14 protein-coding genes are annotated in these 14914 nt (G+C 69.4%); 12 read left to right on the top strand and 2 right to left on the bottom strand.

Annotation, left to right across the window (positions count from 1 at the left end; genetic code table 11):
* Positions 1-192 precede the first annotated feature (192 nt).
* Positions 193-1476: a geranylgeranyl reductase family protein gene (locus GTY47_RS36035; RefSeq protein WP_010041563.1), complete on the top strand. Its 1284-nt coding sequence runs from the start codon at positions 193-195 to the stop codon at positions 1474-1476.
* Positions 1477-1534: 58 nt separating this feature from the next.
* Here the strand turns inward: GTY47_RS36035 and def are convergent, their stop codons facing one another.
* Positions 1535-2161: a peptide deformylase gene (gene def / locus GTY47_RS36030; protein ID WP_010041562.1), complete on the bottom strand. Its 627-nt coding sequence runs from the start codon at positions 2159-2161 to the stop codon at positions 1535-1537.
* A gap of 309 nt (positions 2162-2470) precedes the next feature.
* Complete coding sequence (locus GTY47_RS36025) at positions 2471-3298, bottom strand: C40 family peptidase (RefSeq protein ID WP_029181285.1); 828 nt, start codon at positions 3296-3298, stop codon at positions 2471-2473.
* Between the two features lie 724 nt (positions 3299-4022).
* Here GTY47_RS36025 and GTY47_RS36020 point away from each other — a divergent pair.
* Genes GTY47_RS36020 through nuoK form a run of 11 tightly spaced genes read left to right on the top strand, consistent with a single transcriptional unit; the run spans position 4023 to position 14906 of the window.
* Entirely contained in the window at positions 4023-4382 is a 360-nt protein-coding gene (locus GTY47_RS36020; RefSeq protein ID WP_003992243.1) for an NADH-quinone oxidoreductase subunit A, read from the top strand.
* A gap of 13 nt (positions 4383-4395) precedes the next feature.
* The gene (locus tag GTY47_RS36015) at positions 4396-4950 is read left to right on the top strand and encodes an NADH-quinone oxidoreductase subunit B (protein ID WP_010041554.1); all 555 of its coding nucleotides are present in this window, start codon (positions 4396-4398) and stop codon (positions 4948-4950) included.
* The gene (locus tag GTY47_RS36010; RefSeq protein WP_010041552.1) at positions 4947-5690 is read left to right on the top strand and encodes an NADH-quinone oxidoreductase subunit C; all 744 of its coding nucleotides are present in this window, start codon (positions 4947-4949) and stop codon (positions 5688-5690) included. The genes GTY47_RS36015 and GTY47_RS36010 overlap by 4 nt, the downstream gene beginning before the upstream one ends.
* A complete protein-coding gene (locus GTY47_RS36005) occupies positions 5687-7009 on the top strand; it encodes an NADH-quinone oxidoreductase subunit D (protein WP_010041549.1) in 1323 nt (440 codons plus the stop codon). Before GTY47_RS36010 ends, GTY47_RS36005 begins: the two co-directional genes overlap by 4 nt.
* Positions 7006-7917: an NADH-quinone oxidoreductase subunit NuoE gene (nuoE, locus tag GTY47_RS36000; RefSeq protein ID WP_010041546.1), complete on the top strand. Its 912-nt coding sequence runs from the start codon at positions 7006-7008 to the stop codon at positions 7915-7917. Before GTY47_RS36005 ends, nuoE begins: the two co-directional genes overlap by 4 nt.
* Entirely contained in the window at positions 7914-9263 is a 1350-nt protein-coding gene (gene nuoF / locus GTY47_RS35995; protein WP_173937261.1) for an NADH-quinone oxidoreductase subunit NuoF, read from the top strand. The genes nuoE and nuoF overlap by 4 nt, the downstream gene beginning before the upstream one ends.
* Positions 9260-11764 (top strand): NADH-quinone oxidoreductase subunit G, encoded by a 2505-nt coding sequence (locus GTY47_RS35990; protein ID WP_010041538.1) that lies wholly within the window; start codon positions 9260-9262, stop codon positions 11762-11764. The genes nuoF and GTY47_RS35990 overlap by 4 nt, the downstream gene beginning before the upstream one ends.
* Positions 11761-13137: an NADH-quinone oxidoreductase subunit NuoH gene (gene nuoH, locus GTY47_RS35985; RefSeq protein ID WP_010041537.1), complete on the top strand. Its 1377-nt coding sequence runs from the start codon at positions 11761-11763 to the stop codon at positions 13135-13137. The genes GTY47_RS35990 and nuoH overlap by 4 nt, the downstream gene beginning before the upstream one ends.
* Entirely contained in the window at positions 13130-13771 is a 642-nt protein-coding gene (gene nuoI, locus GTY47_RS35980) for an NADH-quinone oxidoreductase subunit NuoI (protein WP_010041534.1), read from the top strand. The genes nuoH and nuoI overlap by 8 nt, the downstream gene beginning before the upstream one ends.
* Positions 13768-14610, top strand: a complete 843-nt coding sequence (locus tag GTY47_RS35975; RefSeq protein ID WP_010041529.1) for an NADH-quinone oxidoreductase subunit J — start codon at positions 13768-13770, stop codon at positions 14608-14610. The genes nuoI and GTY47_RS35975 overlap by 4 nt, the downstream gene beginning before the upstream one ends.
* Positions 14607-14906, top strand: a complete 300-nt coding sequence (gene nuoK, locus GTY47_RS35970) for an NADH-quinone oxidoreductase subunit NuoK (protein ID WP_003992252.1) — start codon at positions 14607-14609, stop codon at positions 14904-14906. The genes GTY47_RS35975 and nuoK overlap by 4 nt, the downstream gene beginning before the upstream one ends.
* Positions 14907-14914 lie beyond the last annotated feature (8 nt).

Genomic DNA, 14914 nt, shown 5'->3' with positions numbered 1-14914 from the left:
TACAGGAAGGGTAACTCCCGCTCCGCACCGGCCGGAAGCGACAGGTGTCTTTCTGTGACAGTCGATTACCGAACGTCACTGACCGGGCGGTGGCGTGGCAGCCCTTCAGCCGGGTGATCAAGAGCGCTGAATAGACTGCCCGTGTCCAGTGCCGGTCGGCACGCAGATTTCGAACCTTGGGGAGATCCCGCCGTGACCGAGCCCCTCTCCGAAAACACCGCCGATGTCATCGTCGTCGGCGCGGGGCCAGCCGGCTCCACCACCGCGTACCACCTCGCCAAGGCCGGACTCGACGTACTGCTCCTGGAGAAGACAGAGTTCCCGCGCGAGAAGGTCTGCGGCGACGGCCTCACCCCCCGCGCCGTCAAGCAACTCGTGGCGATGGGCATCGACATCTCGGAGGAGGCCGGCTGGCTGCGCAACAAGGGCCTGCGCATCATCGGCGGCGGGGTGCGCCTCCAGCTCGACTGGCCGGATCTCGCCTCCTTCCCCGACTACGGCCTCGTCCGCAAGCGTGACGACTTCGACGAGCAGCTCGCCCGGCAGGCCCAGAAGGCGGGCGCCCGGCTGTTCGAGCGCTGCAACGTGGGCGCGCCGATCCTGGACGACCGCACGGGCCGTATCACCGGCGTGCACGCCAAGCTCGGCGAGGAGAAGCGCGAGGTCACCTTCCGCGCGCCGCTCGTCGTGGCCGCCGACGGCAACTCCACGCGCCTGTCCCTCGCGATGGGCCTGCACCGCCGCGAGGACCGCCCGATGGGCGTGGCAGTACGGACGTACTTCACCAGCCCGCGCCACGAGGACGACTACCTTGAGTCCTGGCTGGAGCTGTGGGACCGCCGCGGCCCCGTGGACCGTCTCCTGCCCGGCTACGGCTGGATCTTCGGCATGGGCGACGGCACGTCCAACGTCGGCCTCGGTGTCCTCAACACCTCCGACTCCTTCAAGGAGCTGGACTGGCGCGAGGTCCTGAAAGCCTGGTGCGCGTCCATGCCGGAGGACTGGGGATACACCCCGGACAACATGACCGGGCCCATCCGCGGCGCAGCCCTCCCCATGGCCTTCAACCGCCAGCCCCACTACACCAAGGGGCTGTTGCTGGTGGGCGACGCCGGCGGCCTGGTGAACCCCTTCAACGGCGAGGGCATCGCCTACGCCATGGAGTCCGGCCAGATCGCCGCCGACGTCATCGTCCAGGCGCACGCGCGGGCGACGCCGGCCGGCCGTGAGATGGCCCTCCAGCGCTACCCGCGCGTCCTCAAGGACACCTACGGCGGCTACTACACGCTCGGCCGGGCCTTCGTGAAGCTCATCGGCAATCCGAAGGTCATGCAGATCGCGGCCCAGCGCGGCCTCACCCACCCGATGCTGATGAGGTTCACGCTGAAGCTCCTCGCCAACCTCACCGACCCGACCGGCGGCGACGCGATGGACCGCATCATCAACGGCCTGAGCAGGGTGGCGCCGAAGGCCTGATCGGGCACTCGGGCACTCGGGCGCTCGGGCGCTCGGGCCTTCGGCGCCGAAGGCCCGATCAGCCGCTCAGAGCCGCGACGTTGGCGGCCCGGCGCGCGAACACCGCCTCGCGCCGGTCCGCCATCTGCCGCAGCGCGTCCTTCCGCTCCCGCTGGGAGAGCCGGTCCAGGTACACCTGTCCGTTCACATGGTCGGTCTCGTGCGCCAGGCAGCGGGCGAAGTAGCCCGTGCCCTCGATCACGAGCGGTTCGCCGTCCCGGTCGAACCCACGCACCACGGCCCGGTCCGGACGCGGCACGTCCCTCGTGGCGCCCGGCACGGACAGGCACCCCTCGGCCTCGTCGAGCAGCCTCCGGTGCGCGGCGTCCAGCGGCTCCAGCACCGGGTTGACGATGTGCCCGACGTGCCGCACCCCGTCGTCGTCCGGGCAGTCGTACACGAACAGCCGCAGATCGACCCCGACCTGGTTCGCCGCGAGCCCGGCCCCGTCCGCGGTGTACATCGTCAGGAACATGTCGTCGATCAGCGCGGCGAGGTCCGGACCGAACTCGGTGACGTCCCGGCACGGCTTGTGCAGGACCTCCTCACCGACCTCGGTGATCCGCCGGACCCGCCCGCGCCGGGCCTCGGGCGCGAGCCGCGGGTACGAGTCGACGGGCCGTCCCTGCACGAAGACGCTCGGCATCTGTCTCTCCCTGTCCGCGTGAGCGTGCTGTGGGTGGCGGGAACCCGGGCTTCCGGCCTCGGAAGCCCCTCCCCGCCCTCAGGAGGCATCACAGCAGAACACCCGCAGCAGTCCCAGCAGCAGTCCGGCCACACCCGCAGACGCCTCTCACGGCCGCCAGGGGGCCGCCGGGGCCATCGCCCGGGGGTCCCGGTTCCCCGAGGGCCGCGGCGGCCTCCAGCGGCGGCCAGGCGCCTCGCCACGCATCCGGACACGCCGGGAGGGCCGCTGCCCCGAGTGGCAGCGGCCCTCAAGCCCGTGTGCGTGCGGTCAGAGAACCCGCACCGCGCCCGACGCCGGGTAGCCCGACAGGTCCTGGATGACGACGCCCTTGGACGGGTTGGCCGCGTCCAGGTACTGGCCGTTCCCGATGTAGACACCCACGTGGTACGCGGAGCCCTTGCCGCCCCAGTAGAGGATGTCGCCGACCTGGATGTCGGACAGCGGGACGTCCGTGCCGGCCATCGACTGGTCCTGCGAGACGCGCGGCAGGTCCACACCAACCTGCTTGTACGCGGCCTGCACGAGCGAGGAGCAGTCCCAGGCGTTGGGACCGGTGGCACCCATGACGTAGGCGTCGCCCACCTGAGCCTTCAGGAAGGCGATGACGGTCGCGACGCTGCCGCTGGCGGGCGCCGACACCGACGTGGAGGCGGAGGCGGACAGCGTGGCACGCTCGGCGCTGCGGGTGGCGCGCTCGGCGGCGGCCTTGCGGGCGGCCTCGGCGGCCTTCTTCTTGGCCTCCGCCTTCTTCTTCGCCTCGGCGAGGTCCTTCTTGGCCTCCGCCGCGGCCTTGGCGGCGGCGGCGTCACGCTCGGCGCGCAGTTCGTAGTTCGCGGCCGCCTGCTGGGTGGCGGCGGCGGACTGGGCGACCTGAGCGGACAGGTCGGCCGTCAGGGTGGGCAGTTCGATGGTCTGCGTCACCGGCTCGGCGGCGTTCGCCGAGGCCGACGCCCCCGCCGCTGCCATGCTGAGAACGCCACCGGCAACTCCGGCACGCATGGCGATCGAAGAGGTCGCGCTGCGGCGGGGCTTCCGGTGGCTGCGTATGTGAGCGGTGTGGGACATGGGAACAACCGGTACCAGGGGCTCCTTCATATCTTCAAGAAACGTGTGCTGCGCCACAGTTGTTCAACCGGGCTCCCAAAACCCCCGCGTGAGGCCCTTTATTGACGCCGTAACGGACATAGCGGGCGCACCGTAACCGGCCTGTGATCACGGTCTTTGATCAATACGCCCGAATTGCCCCGCGCCTACCATCGGTTGGGCTGATTGGCCAAGCCCCGTTCTCATGGGCCTCTCATGTGTGTGACGGAGGTCACGGAACGGCTGCCGAGGTGGGTGCGTCCGGCGCCGGAGATCACGACCCGATCACGGCCTCGCGAAGATCGTGAACGTATGCACGCGTCCACACCCCGTTCCGCGTGCCCTCTGATGTGTGAACGCGCCTCTATCAAGAGATCGATTCCATCGCCAATTTGCATGCAAGGGAACTCTCTTGATATTGAGACGCCCCCTCCGGCCTGCGCTGACGAGCCAAAATGTCACGTCTGGTGATCACTCGGACGCTTCGGGTGTGAAGATCACCGCTCATCCGACTTCATGATCGATCGTCAGGTGGTGGAGATCACAAAGCTTGTGCAATACCCCGTGTCGCAGATCACAGAGCGTCGGGCATAAGATGCACGCGGTTGGGCTTGTGACCTGCTTCACATGTTCCCGATCTTCGCCGGGGCGGGCGGGGTTCGCGGGACAGGTGGGGCGGATGTGAGCCCGACGCAAACCGCCAGCAGTCAGTGCCGACTGAGAGGAGCGAGGAGCGGTGAACGCTTATGCGCCCATCCTCGTACTGGGAGCCCTCGGGGCAGGCTTTGCGATCTTCTCCGTGGTCATGGCCACGTTGATCGGGCCCAAGCGGTACAACCGGGCCAAGCTCGAGGCCTACGAGTGCGGAATCGAGCCGACCCCCACGCCGGCCGGCGGCGGGCGCTTCCCCATCAAGTACTACCTGACGGCGATGCTCTTCATCGTCTTCGACATCGAGATCGTCTTCCTCTATCCCTGGGCCGTCACCTTCGACGCCCTGGGGATTTTCGGGCTCGTGGAGATGCTGCTCTTCGTGCTCACCGTCTTCGTCGCGTACGCGTACGTATGGCGGCGCGGCGGCCTGGAATGGGACTGAGGGGCCACAAGTCATGGGACTCGAAGAAAAGCTGCCGAGCGGCTTCCTGCTGACCACCGTCGAGCAGGCCGCGGGCTGGGTGCGCAAGTCGTCCGTCTTCCCCGCCACGTTCGGCCTCGCCTGCTGCGCCATCGAGATGATGACCACCGGCGCCGGACGCTACGACCTGGCGCGCTTCGGCATGGAGGTCTTCCGGGGCTCACCGCGCCAGGCGGACCTGATGATCGTCGCCGGCCGGGTCAGCCAGAAGATGGCGCCGGTGCTGCGGCAGGTCTACGACCAGATGCCGAACCCCAAGTGGGTGATCTCCATGGGGGTCTGCGCCTCCTCCGGCGGCATGTTCAACAACTACGCCATCGTCCAGGGCGTCGACCACATCGTGCCGGTCGACATCTACCTCCCCGGCTGCCCGCCCCGGCCGGAGATGCTCATGGACGCCATCCTCAAGCTCCACCAGAAGATCCAGACCTCCAAGCTCGGCGTGAACGCCGAGGAGGCCGCCCGCGAGGCGGAGGAGGCGGCGCTCAAGGCCCTGCCCACGATCGAGATGAAGGGGCTGCTGCGGTGAGCGACGCGAACGGCGCCAACGGCGCGAACCCCGAGAAGGACCTCAGCGCGTCGAACCTCCCTGGCCAGCGCGGTGAGGGCGGCGAGGAGATCCGCGTCCAGCGCGGCATGTTCGGCGCCGAGAACGGCGGCGACACCTCCGGCTACGGCGGCCTGGTCCGCTCGGTCCGGCTCCCGGGACCGGCGACCCGCCCCTACGGCGGATGGTTCGACGAGGTCGCCGACGAGCTGGAGGGCGCCCTGGAGGAGCAGGGACTCCTCCCTGAGAACGCCATCGAGAAGACGGTCGTCGACCGCGACGAGCTGACCTTCCACATCGAACGCGAGCACCTGGTCCGCGTCGCCCGCACCCTGCGCGACGACCCGGCCCTGCGCTTCGAGCTGTGCACCGGCGTCAGCGGCGTCCACTACCCGAACGACAAGGGCCGCGAGCTGCACGCCGTCTACCACCTGCGCTCGATCACCCACAACCGGGTGATCCGCCTGGAGGTCAGCTGCCCCGACAGCGACCCGCACATCCCGTCGCTGTTCTCGGTCTATCCGACGAACGACTGGCACGAGCGCGAGACGTACGACTTCTTCGGCATCGTCTTCGACGGCCACCCCGCCCTGACGCGGATCATGATGCCGGACGACTGGCAGGGCTTTCCGCAGCGCAAGGACTATCCCCTCGGCGGCATCCCCGTCGAGTACAAGGGCGCCCAGATCCCGGCTCCGGACCAGCGGAGGTCGTACTCATGAGCACGTCGCACGCCTCCCCTCGCGAGACCACCGAGGGCACCGTCTACACCGTCACCGGCGGCGACTGGGACGAGGTCGTCCAGTCCGCGGCCCGGGCCGACGACGAGCGCATCGTCGTCAACATGGGCCCGCAGCACCCGTCCACGCACGGCGTGCTCCGCCTGATCCTGGAGATCGAGGGCGAGACCGTCACCGAGGCCCGCTGCGGCATCGGCTACCTGCACACCGGCATCGAGAAGAACCTCGAGTACCGGACGTGGACGCAGGGCACCACGTTCGTGACGCGCATGGACTACCTGACGCCGTTCTTCAACGAGACGGCGTACTGCCTCGGGGTCGAGAAGCTCCTCGGCATCGAGGACCAGATCCCGGACCGGGCCTCGATCATCCGCGTGCTCCTGATGGAGCTGAACCGGCTCTCCTCGCACCTGGTGTGCATCGCCACCGGCGGCATGGAGCTCGGCGCCACCACGATCATGATCTACGGATTCCGTGATCGTGAACTCATTCTCGACATCTACGAGCTGATCACCGGCCTGCGGATGAACCACGCGTACATCCGCCCCGGCGGACTCGCCCAGGACCTGCCGCCCGGCGCGGTGGACCAGATCCGCGAGTTCGTGAAGAAGATGAAGAAGAACCTCCCGGAGTACGACAAGCTCGCCACCGGGAACCCCATCTTCAAGGCCCGCATGCAGGACATCGGCTACCTCGACCTGGCCGGCTGCATGGCCCTCGGCGCCACCGGCCCGATCCTGCGTTCCACCGGCCTGCCGCACGACCTGCGCAAGACGCAGCCCTACTGCGGCTACGAGACGTACGACTTCGACATCCCGACCGCCGACACCTGTGACGCCTACGGCCGCTTCCTCATCCGCCTGGAGGAGATGCGGCAGTCGCTCAGGATCGTCGAGCAGTGCCTGGACCGGCTGCAGCCCGGCCCGGTCATGGTCGCCGACAAGAAGATCGCCTGGCCGGCCCAGCTCGCCCTGGGGCCCGACGGCCTCGGCAACTCCCTCGACCACATCAAGAAGATCATGGGCACCTCCATGGAGGCCCTGATCCACCACTTCAAGCTGGTCACCGAGGGCTTCCGCGTCCCGCCGGGACAGGCCTACGCGGCGGTCGAGTCGCCCAAGGGCGAACTCGGGGTGCACGTCGTCTCCGACGGCGGCACCCGCCCCTACCGGGTCCACTTCCGCGACCCGTCCTTCACCAACCTTCAGGCCATGGCGGCGATGTGCGAGGGCGGCCAGGTCGCCGACGTCATCGTCGCCGTCGCGTCCATCGACCCCGTGATGGGAGGCGTCGACCGGTGACCACCTCTTCTTCCGAGCGGGGCGTCAGCCTGGGCATGCCCGAACTGCCCGCACCCGCCTACCCGGACGACGTCCGCGCCCGTCTGGAGACGGACGCGCGCGAGATCATCGCCCGCTACCCGGACTCCCGCTCCGCCCTCCTGCCGCTGCTGCACCTCGTGCAGTCCGAGGAGGGGCACGTCACGCGCACCGGCATGCAGTTCTGCGCGGACATGCTCGGCCTGACCACGGCCGAGGTCACCGCCGTCGCCACCTTCTACACGATGTACCGGCGCCGGCCGAGCGGTGACTACCAGGTCGGGGTGTGCACCAACACCCTGTGCGCCGTGATGGGCGGGGACGCGATCTTCGAGGAGCTCCAGGAACACCTGGGCGTCGGCAACGGCGAGACCACCGAAGACGGCAAGGTCACCCTGGAGCACATCGAGTGCAACGCCGCCTGCGACTTCGCGCCGGTCGTGATGGTCAACTGGGAGTTCTTCGACAACCAGACCCCGGCGAGCGCCAGGCGCCTCGTCGACGACCTGCGCGCGGGCCGGCCGGTCACGCCCACGCGCGGGGCGCCCCTGTGCACCTTCAAGGAAACCGCCCGGGTCCTGGCCGGTTTCCCCGACGAGCGGGACGGGGCCGTCGAAGCCGGGGGCAGCGCGGGACCCGCCTCCCTGGTCGGCCTGAAGCTCGCCAAGGGCGAGTCCGCTCCCGCGCGCGTGGTGCATCCGCGGGGGGAGGCACCCCGGGACGACAAGCCGCACGAGCCGTCACCGACGGAGCACTTGAGCTCGCACGACGCGCCGCAGGACACGTCGGCCTCCGACCCCTCCCACCCGTCGCCCCCCACCACCCCTGATGGAGGGGATCCGCCCCGCCCCGCCGATCCGGCCGGGCCTGTCGCCGAGGAGGGGGAGTGATGACCTTGGCACCCGAGCTGAAAGACATGAGCCCCGAGAAGCTGCTCGCACCGGTGCTGTCGGCCTTCTGGGACGAGGACAGGTCCTGGACGCTGGACGTGTACCGGCGGCACGACGGGTACGAGGGGCTTCGCAAGGCGCTCGCCATGTCGCCGGACGACGTGATCGCGTACGTCAAGGAATCCGGTCTGCGCGGGCGCGGCGGCGCGGGATTCCCCACGGGCATGAAGTGGCAGTTCATTCCCCAGGGGGACGGCAAGCCGCACTATCTTGTTGTCAACGCCGACGAGTCGGAGCCGGGGACGTGCAAGGACATCCCGCTCCTCTTCGCGAACCCGCACAGCCTCATCGAGGGCATGATCATCGCGTGTTACGCCATCAGGTCGTCGCATGCGTTCATCTATCTGCGTGGTGAAGTCGTCCCAGTGCTGCGGCGGTTGCACTCTGCCGTGCGCGAGGCGTACGAGGCGGGCTTCCTCGGCGAGAACATCCTGGGCAGCGGACTCGACCTCGACATCACCGTGCACGCGGGCGCGGGCGCGTACATCTGCGGTGAGGAGACCGCACTGCTGGACTCGCTCGAAGGCCGCCGGGGTCAACCGCGGCTTCGTCCCCCCTTCCCTGCCGTCGCGGGCCTCTACGCGTGCCCGACTGTGGTGAACAACGTCGAGTCGATCGCGTCGGTTCCCGCGATCATGCAGCGGGGCAAGGAATGGTTCCGGTCGATGGGGAGTGAGAAGTCGCCCGGCTTCACGCTCTACTCCCTGTCCGGCCATGTCGCCAGCCCCGGCCAGTACGAGGCGCCGCTCGGGATCACGCTCCGCCAGCTCCTCGACATGAGCGGCGGGATGCGCCCCGGGCACCGCCTCAAGTTCTGGACGCCGGGGGGCTCCTCGACCCCGATGTTCACCGACGAGCATCTCGACGTCCCTCTTGATTACGAAGGAGTGGGCGCCGCGGGTTCCATGCTCGGCACCAAAGCTCTCCAGTGCTTCGACGAGACGACCTGCGTGGTGCGGGCCGTGACGCGCTGGACGGAGTTCTACGCCCACGAGTCCTGCGGCAAGTGCACGCCCTGCCGCGAAGGGACCTACTGGCTCGTGCAGTTGCTGCGCGACATCGAGGCCGGCAAGGGACGCATGTCCGACCTCGACAAGCTGAACGACATCGCCGACAACATCAACGGCAAGTCCTTCTGCGCCCTCGGCGACGGCGCCGCCTCGCCGATCTTCTCCTCGCTCAAGTACTTCCGCGAGGAGTACGAGCAGCACATCACGGGCCGGGGCTGCCCCTTCGACCCGGCCAAGTCGACGGCCTGGGCCGACCGCACGGAGGTGAACGCATGACCGTGACCACCAACGCTCCCGCGGGTGGGGGAGAGGCGGCGGTCCCGCCGGAGGACCTCGTGACGCTGACGATCGACGGCATCGAGATCAGCGTGCCCAAGGGCACCCTGGTCATCCGGGCCGCCGAACAGCTCGGCATCGAGATCCCCCGGTTCTGCGACCACCCCCTCCTCGACCCGGCCGGCGCCTGCCGGCAGTGCATCGTCGAGGTCGAGGGCCAGCGCAAGCCCATGGCGTCCTGCACCATCACCTGCACCGACGGGATGGTGGTCAAGACCCACCTCACCTCGCCGGTCGCCGAGAAGGCCCAGAAGGGTGTGATGGAGCTCCTGCTCATCAACCACCCGCTGGACTGCCCGGTCTGCGACAAGGGCGGCGAGTGCCCGCTGCAGAACCAGGCCATGTCGCACGGCGACGCCGAGTCCCGCTTCGAGGGCCGCAAGCGGACCTACGAGAAGCCCGTCCCGATCTCCACACAGGTGCTGCTCGACCGCGAGCGGTGCGTGCTGTGCGCCCGCTGCACCCGGTTCTCCAACCAGGTCGCGGGCGACCCGATGATCGAGTTGATCGAGCGGGGCGCGCTCCAGCAGGTCGGCACCGGCGAGGGCGACCCGTTCGAGTCGTACTTCTCCGGCAACACCATCCAGATCTGCCCGGTGGGTGCGCTGACCTCGGCGGCGTACCGATTCCGCTCCCGCCCCTTCGACCTGGTCTCCTCGCCGTCGGTGTGCGAGCACTGCTCCGGTGGCTGTGCCACGCGCACCGACCACCGGCGCGGCAAGGTCATGCGGCGGCTCGCCGCCGACGACCCCGAGGTCAACGAGGAGTGGATCTGCGACAAGGGGCGCTTCGCGTTCCGGTACGCGCAGCAGCGGGACCGGTTGGAGACCCCCTTGGTGCGCAACGCCGAGGGCGACCTCGAACCGGCCTCCTGGCCGGAGGCGCTCCAGATCGCGGCCCAGGGGCTGCTGGCCTCCCGGGGCCGCACCGGGGTGCTGACCGGCGGCCGGCTCACCATCGAGGACGCCTACGCGTACAGCAAGTTCGCGCGCGTGGCGCTCGACACCAACGACATCGACTTCCGCGCGCGCGTGCACAGCAGCGAGGAGGCCGACTTCCTCGCCGCCCAGGTCGCCGGGCGCGGCCGGGACCTCGACGGTACGGGCGTCACGTACACCGCGCTGGAGAAGGCCCCCGCCGTCCTGCTGGTCGGTTTCGAGGCGGAGGAGGAGGCGCCCGGCGTCTTCCTGCGGCTGCGCAAGGCCTGGCGCAAGCACGGGCAGAAGGTCTTCTCCCTGGCCACGCACGCCACGCGCGGTCTGGAGAAGGCCGGCGGGACGCTGCTGCCGGCCGCCCCCGGCACCGAGACCGAGTGGCTGGACGCGCTCGCGAGCAACGTCGGCCTGGAGGGCGACGGCGCCGCGGCCGCCGAGGCGCTGCGCGCCGAGGGTGCGGTGATCGTCGTCGGCGAGCGGCTGGCCGCGGTGGCCGGCGGTCTGACCGCCGCCGTACGCACCGCCTCCGCGACCGGTGCCCGGCTGGCGTGGATCCCGCGCCGGGCCGGGGAACGCGGCGCCATCGAGGCGGGTGCCCTGCCGTCGCTGCTGCCGGGCGGGCGTCCGGCCACCGATCCACGCGCGCGTGACGAGGTCGCCACCGTCTGGGGCGTGGCAGGCCTCCCGCACCGCTACGGCCGCGACACCGGCCAGATCGTGGAGGCCGCCGCGACCGGCGAGCTCCAGGCCCTGCTGGTGGCGGGCGTCGAGATCGCCGACCTGCCCGACCCGGCACGCGCGCGTGCGGCACTCGACGAGGTCGGCTTCCTGGTCTCGCTCGAACTGCGGCCCGGCGAGATCACCCGCAAGGCCGACGTCGTGCTGCCCGTCAGCGCGGTCGCCGAGAAGGCCGGCACCTTCCTCAACTGGGAAGGCCGGGTCCGCTTCTTCGAGGCCGCGCTCAAGCCCGACCAGATGACCCGCCGCCTCGCGCCCACCGACGCGCGCGTGCTGCAGATGCTGGCCGACGCCATGGACGTCCACCTCGGTCTGCCCGATCTGCGCACCGTTCGGGCGGAGATCGACCGGCTCGGCGCCTGGGACGGCCCGCGCGCCACCGAACCCCTGGAGACGGCGGGCGCCCTGCCCCGTCCGGCCGCCGGTGAGGCCGTGCTCGCAGGCCACCGGCTGCTGCTCGACCAGGGCGTCCTCCAGCAGGGCGACGAGGCGCTCGCCGGCACCCGGCACGCCGCACGCGCTCGCCTGTCGGCCGCGACGGCCGCCGAGGCGGGCGTCAAGGACGGCGACCTCCTCGCGGTGGCCGGCCCCCGGGGAGTCGTCGAACTCCCCCTCCAGATCAGTGAGATGCCCGACCGGGTGGTGTGGCTCCCGCTGAACTCCACCGGCGGCGGCGTCGCCTCCGACACCGGGGCGCGGCCCGGCTCCCTCGTCCGCATCGGCCCGGCGACCCTCGCCGGCGAGGCCCCCAAGGAGGTGGAGGCATGAGCCCGTACCTCGCCGCTGAAGACCTCTCGATGTTCGGCACCGACCCCTGGTGGCTGGTCGTCATCAAGGCGGTGTTCTGCTTCGCCTTCCTGATGGTGACCGTGCTGATCTCCATCGTCATGGAGCGCAAGGTCGTCGCCTGGATGCAGCTGCGCATCGGCCCCAACCGGCACGGCCCCTGGGGCATGCTCCAGTCGCTCGCCGACGGCATCAAGCTGATGCTCAAGGAAGACGTCATCGTCAAGCGCGCGGACAAGGCGGTGTACGTCCTCGCGCCGATCGTCGCGGCCATCCCGGCCTTCATGGCGATCGCGGTGATCCCCTTCGGCCCGGCCGGCAACGAGATCTCGATCTTCGGCCACCGCACCACGATGCAGCTCACCGACCTCCCGATCGCGATGCTCTACATCCTCGCGGTCGCCTCCGTCGGCATCTACGGCATCGTGCTGGCGGGCTGGAGCTCCGGATCGACGTATCCGTTGCTGGGCGGTCTGCGGTCCTGCGCGCAGATGATCTCGTACGAGATCGCGATGGGCGCCGCCTTCGCCTCCGTGTTCCTCTACTCGGGGTCGATGTCGACGTCGACGATCGTCGAGCAGCAGGCCGACCGCTGGTACATCCTGCTGCTGCCGCTCTCCTTCGTCATCTACATCGTGACGATGGTCGGCGAGACCAACCGCGCCCCGTTCGACATGCCGGAGTCCGAGGGCGACCTCGTCGGCGGCTTCAACACCGAGTACTCGTCGATCAAGTTCGCGATGTTCATGCTCGCCGAGTACGTCAACATGGTGACCGTCTCGGCCGTCGCCACGACGCTGTTCCTCGGCGGCTGGCGGGCCCCCTGGCCGATCAGCACCTTCTGGGAGGGCGCGAACCACGGCTGGTGGCCGATGCTCTGGTTCACGGTCAAGGTCCAGCTGCTGCTGTTCATGTTCATCTGGATCCGCGGCACGCTCCCCCGCGTCCGCTACGACCAGCTGATGAAGCTCGGCTGGAAGGTCCTCATCCCGGTCTCGCTGGTCTGGCTGATGCTCGTCGCCAGCGTGCGGGCCTTCAGGAACGAGGGCTACGACTTCGCCGACATCGCCCTCTACGTCGGCGGCGGCGTCCTGGCCCTGCTGGTGCTCTCCTTCGTCGTCGACATGTTCCGCGAGAAGACGAAGCAGGCCGAACAGCCGGCCGAGACCCCGGCCGCCTTCGACCCGATGGCGGGCGGATTCCCCGTACCGCCACTGCCGGGGCAGGAGCTTCCACCGGTTCCGCGACGCCGCCCTCGCGGTGAGCGGGAGCTGATTGTCAGTGGTGGGCCCGATACTCAGAGTGACGGATCTCTGGGCGGAACTACGGATGGAAAGGAGGCGTCCGATGGCTGAGGAACCGAAGGACACCAAGCCCGGTTTCCAGAACCCGGTGGCCGGCTTCGGCGTGACCTTCAAGGCCATGTTCAAGAAGCGGCTGACCGAGCAGTATCCGGAGCAGCAGAAGACCACGGCTCCGCGCTTCCACGGACGGCACCAGCTCAACCGCCATCCGGACGGCCTGGAGAAGTGCGTCGGCTGTGAACTGTGCGCGTGGGCCTGCCCCGCCGACGCGATCTACGTGGAGGGCGCGGACAACACCGACGAGGAGCGCTACTCGCCGGGCGAGCGGTACGGCCGCGTCTACCAGATCAACTACGCCCGCTGCATCCTGTGCGGCCTGTGCATCGAGGCGTGCCCCACGCGCGCGCTGACGATGACGAACGAGTTCGAGCTCGCCGACTCCAGCCGGGCCAACCTCATCTACACCAAGGAGCAGCTGCTCGCCGGCCTGGAGGAGGGCATGGTCGACACGCCCCACGCCATCTACCCGGGCACGGACGAACAGGACTACTACCGGGGCCTGGTCACCGAGGCCGCGCCCGGCACCGAGCGGCAGGTCGCCCACTCCAAGGGCGAGGTCGTGCAGGAGGCCGACTCGACCTTCGGCGGGACGGAACCGGCGTCGGAGAAGGTGATCGGCCGATGACCACCCAGCTCGCCGCCTACTCCACCTCCACCGGAGAGGCCGTCCAGTTCTGGATCCTCGGCACCGTCGCGGTGATCGGCGCCCTGTGCACCATCCTCATGAAGAGGGCCGTGCACAGCGCCCTCTGCCTCGCCGGGACCATGATCATCCTGGCGGTGTTCTACCTCGCCAACGGCGCCTACTTCCTGGGCGTCGTCCAGATCGTCGTCTACACCGGCGCGATCATGATGCTGTTCCTGTTCGTGGTGATGCTCGTCGGCGTCACCGCGGCGGACTCCCTGAAGGAGACCATCAAGGGCCAGCGCTGGCTGGCCCTGCTGTGCGGGCTCGGTTTCGGCGTCCTGCTGATCGCCGGCATCGGCAACGCCTCCCTCAAGGAGTTCAACGGCATCGGCCAGGCCAACGCCGGCGGCAACGTGGAGGGCATCGCCGCCCTCCTCTTCACCCGGTACGTCTTCGCGTTCGAGATCACCGGCGCCCTGCTCATCACGGCCGCCGTCGGCGCCATGGTGCTCACCCACCGCGAGCGCACCGAACGCGCCAAGACGCAGCGCGAACTCTCCGAGGAGCGGGTCCGCGCGGGCAAGCAACTGCCGCCCCTGCCGGCTCCTGGTGTGTACGCCCGGCACAACGCGGTCGACATCGCGGGCCTGCTGCCCGACGGCACACCGTCCGACCTCACCGTCAGCAAGACGCTGCGGGAGCGGGGCCAGATCCGGGACGTGTCGCAGGAGGCGCTCAACGACCTGCGGGCCCTGGAGCAGCGTGCCGAGGAGCGCCTGGAGCGGAAGGCCATCGAGCCGGCCACGTTCAAGCGGCCCGAGGAGGCGTCGAAGTGAACCCGGTCAACTATCTGTATCTCGCGGCCCTGTTGTTCACGATCGGCGCCACCGGCGTGCTGATCAGGCGCAACGCGATCGTCGTGTTCATGTGCATCGAGCTCATGCTCAACGCCTGCAACCTCGCGTTCGTCGCCTTCTCCCGGATGCACGGCAACCTCGACGGCCAGATCATCGCGTTCTTCACGATGGTCGTCGCCGCCGCGGAGGTCGTGGTCGGGCTCGCGATCATCGTGTCCCTGTTCCGCGCCCGCCACTCGGCCTCGGTCGACGACGCCAGCCTGATGAAGCTGTAAGGGGTCGG

It is taken from the genome of Streptomyces sp. SID5464 (assembly GCF_009862985.1).
In the GTDB taxonomy this organism is placed as follows: Bacteria; Actinomycetota; Actinomycetes; order Streptomycetales; family Streptomycetaceae; genus Streptomyces; species Streptomyces chartreusis_D.
The sequence above is the reverse complement of the archived record's forward strand: the minus strand, read 5'-3'. Positions and strand labels throughout refer to the sequence as shown.

Excerpts from the sequence above, each read along its gene's own strand:
- def (WP_010041562.1), bottom strand. The coding sequence starts at position 2,161 with ATGCCGAGCGTCTTCGTGCAGGGACGGCCCGTCGACTCGTACCCGCGG.
- GTY47_RS36025 (WP_029181285.1), bottom strand. The coding sequence starts at position 3,298 with ATGAAGGAGCCCCTGGTACCGGTTGTTCCCATGTCCCACACCGCTCAC.
- GTY47_RS36015 (WP_010041554.1), top strand. The coding sequence starts at position 4,396 with ATGGGACTCGAAGAAAAGCTGCCGAGCGGCTTCCTGCTGACCACCGTC.
- GTY47_RS36005 (WP_010041549.1), top strand. The coding sequence starts at position 5,687 with ATGAGCACGTCGCACGCCTCCCCTCGCGAGACCACCGAGGGCACCGTC.
- GTY47_RS35990 (WP_010041538.1), top strand. The coding sequence starts at position 9,260 with ATGACCGTGACCACCAACGCTCCCGCGGGTGGGGGAGAGGCGGCGGTC.
- nuoH (WP_010041537.1), top strand. The coding sequence starts at position 11,761 with ATGAGCCCGTACCTCGCCGCTGAAGACCTCTCGATGTTCGGCACCGAC.
- nuoI (WP_010041534.1), top strand. The coding sequence starts at position 13,130 with ATGGCTGAGGAACCGAAGGACACCAAGCCCGGTTTCCAGAACCCGGTG.
- GTY47_RS35975 (WP_010041529.1), top strand. The coding sequence starts at position 13,768 with ATGACCACCCAGCTCGCCGCCTACTCCACCTCCACCGGAGAGGCCGTC.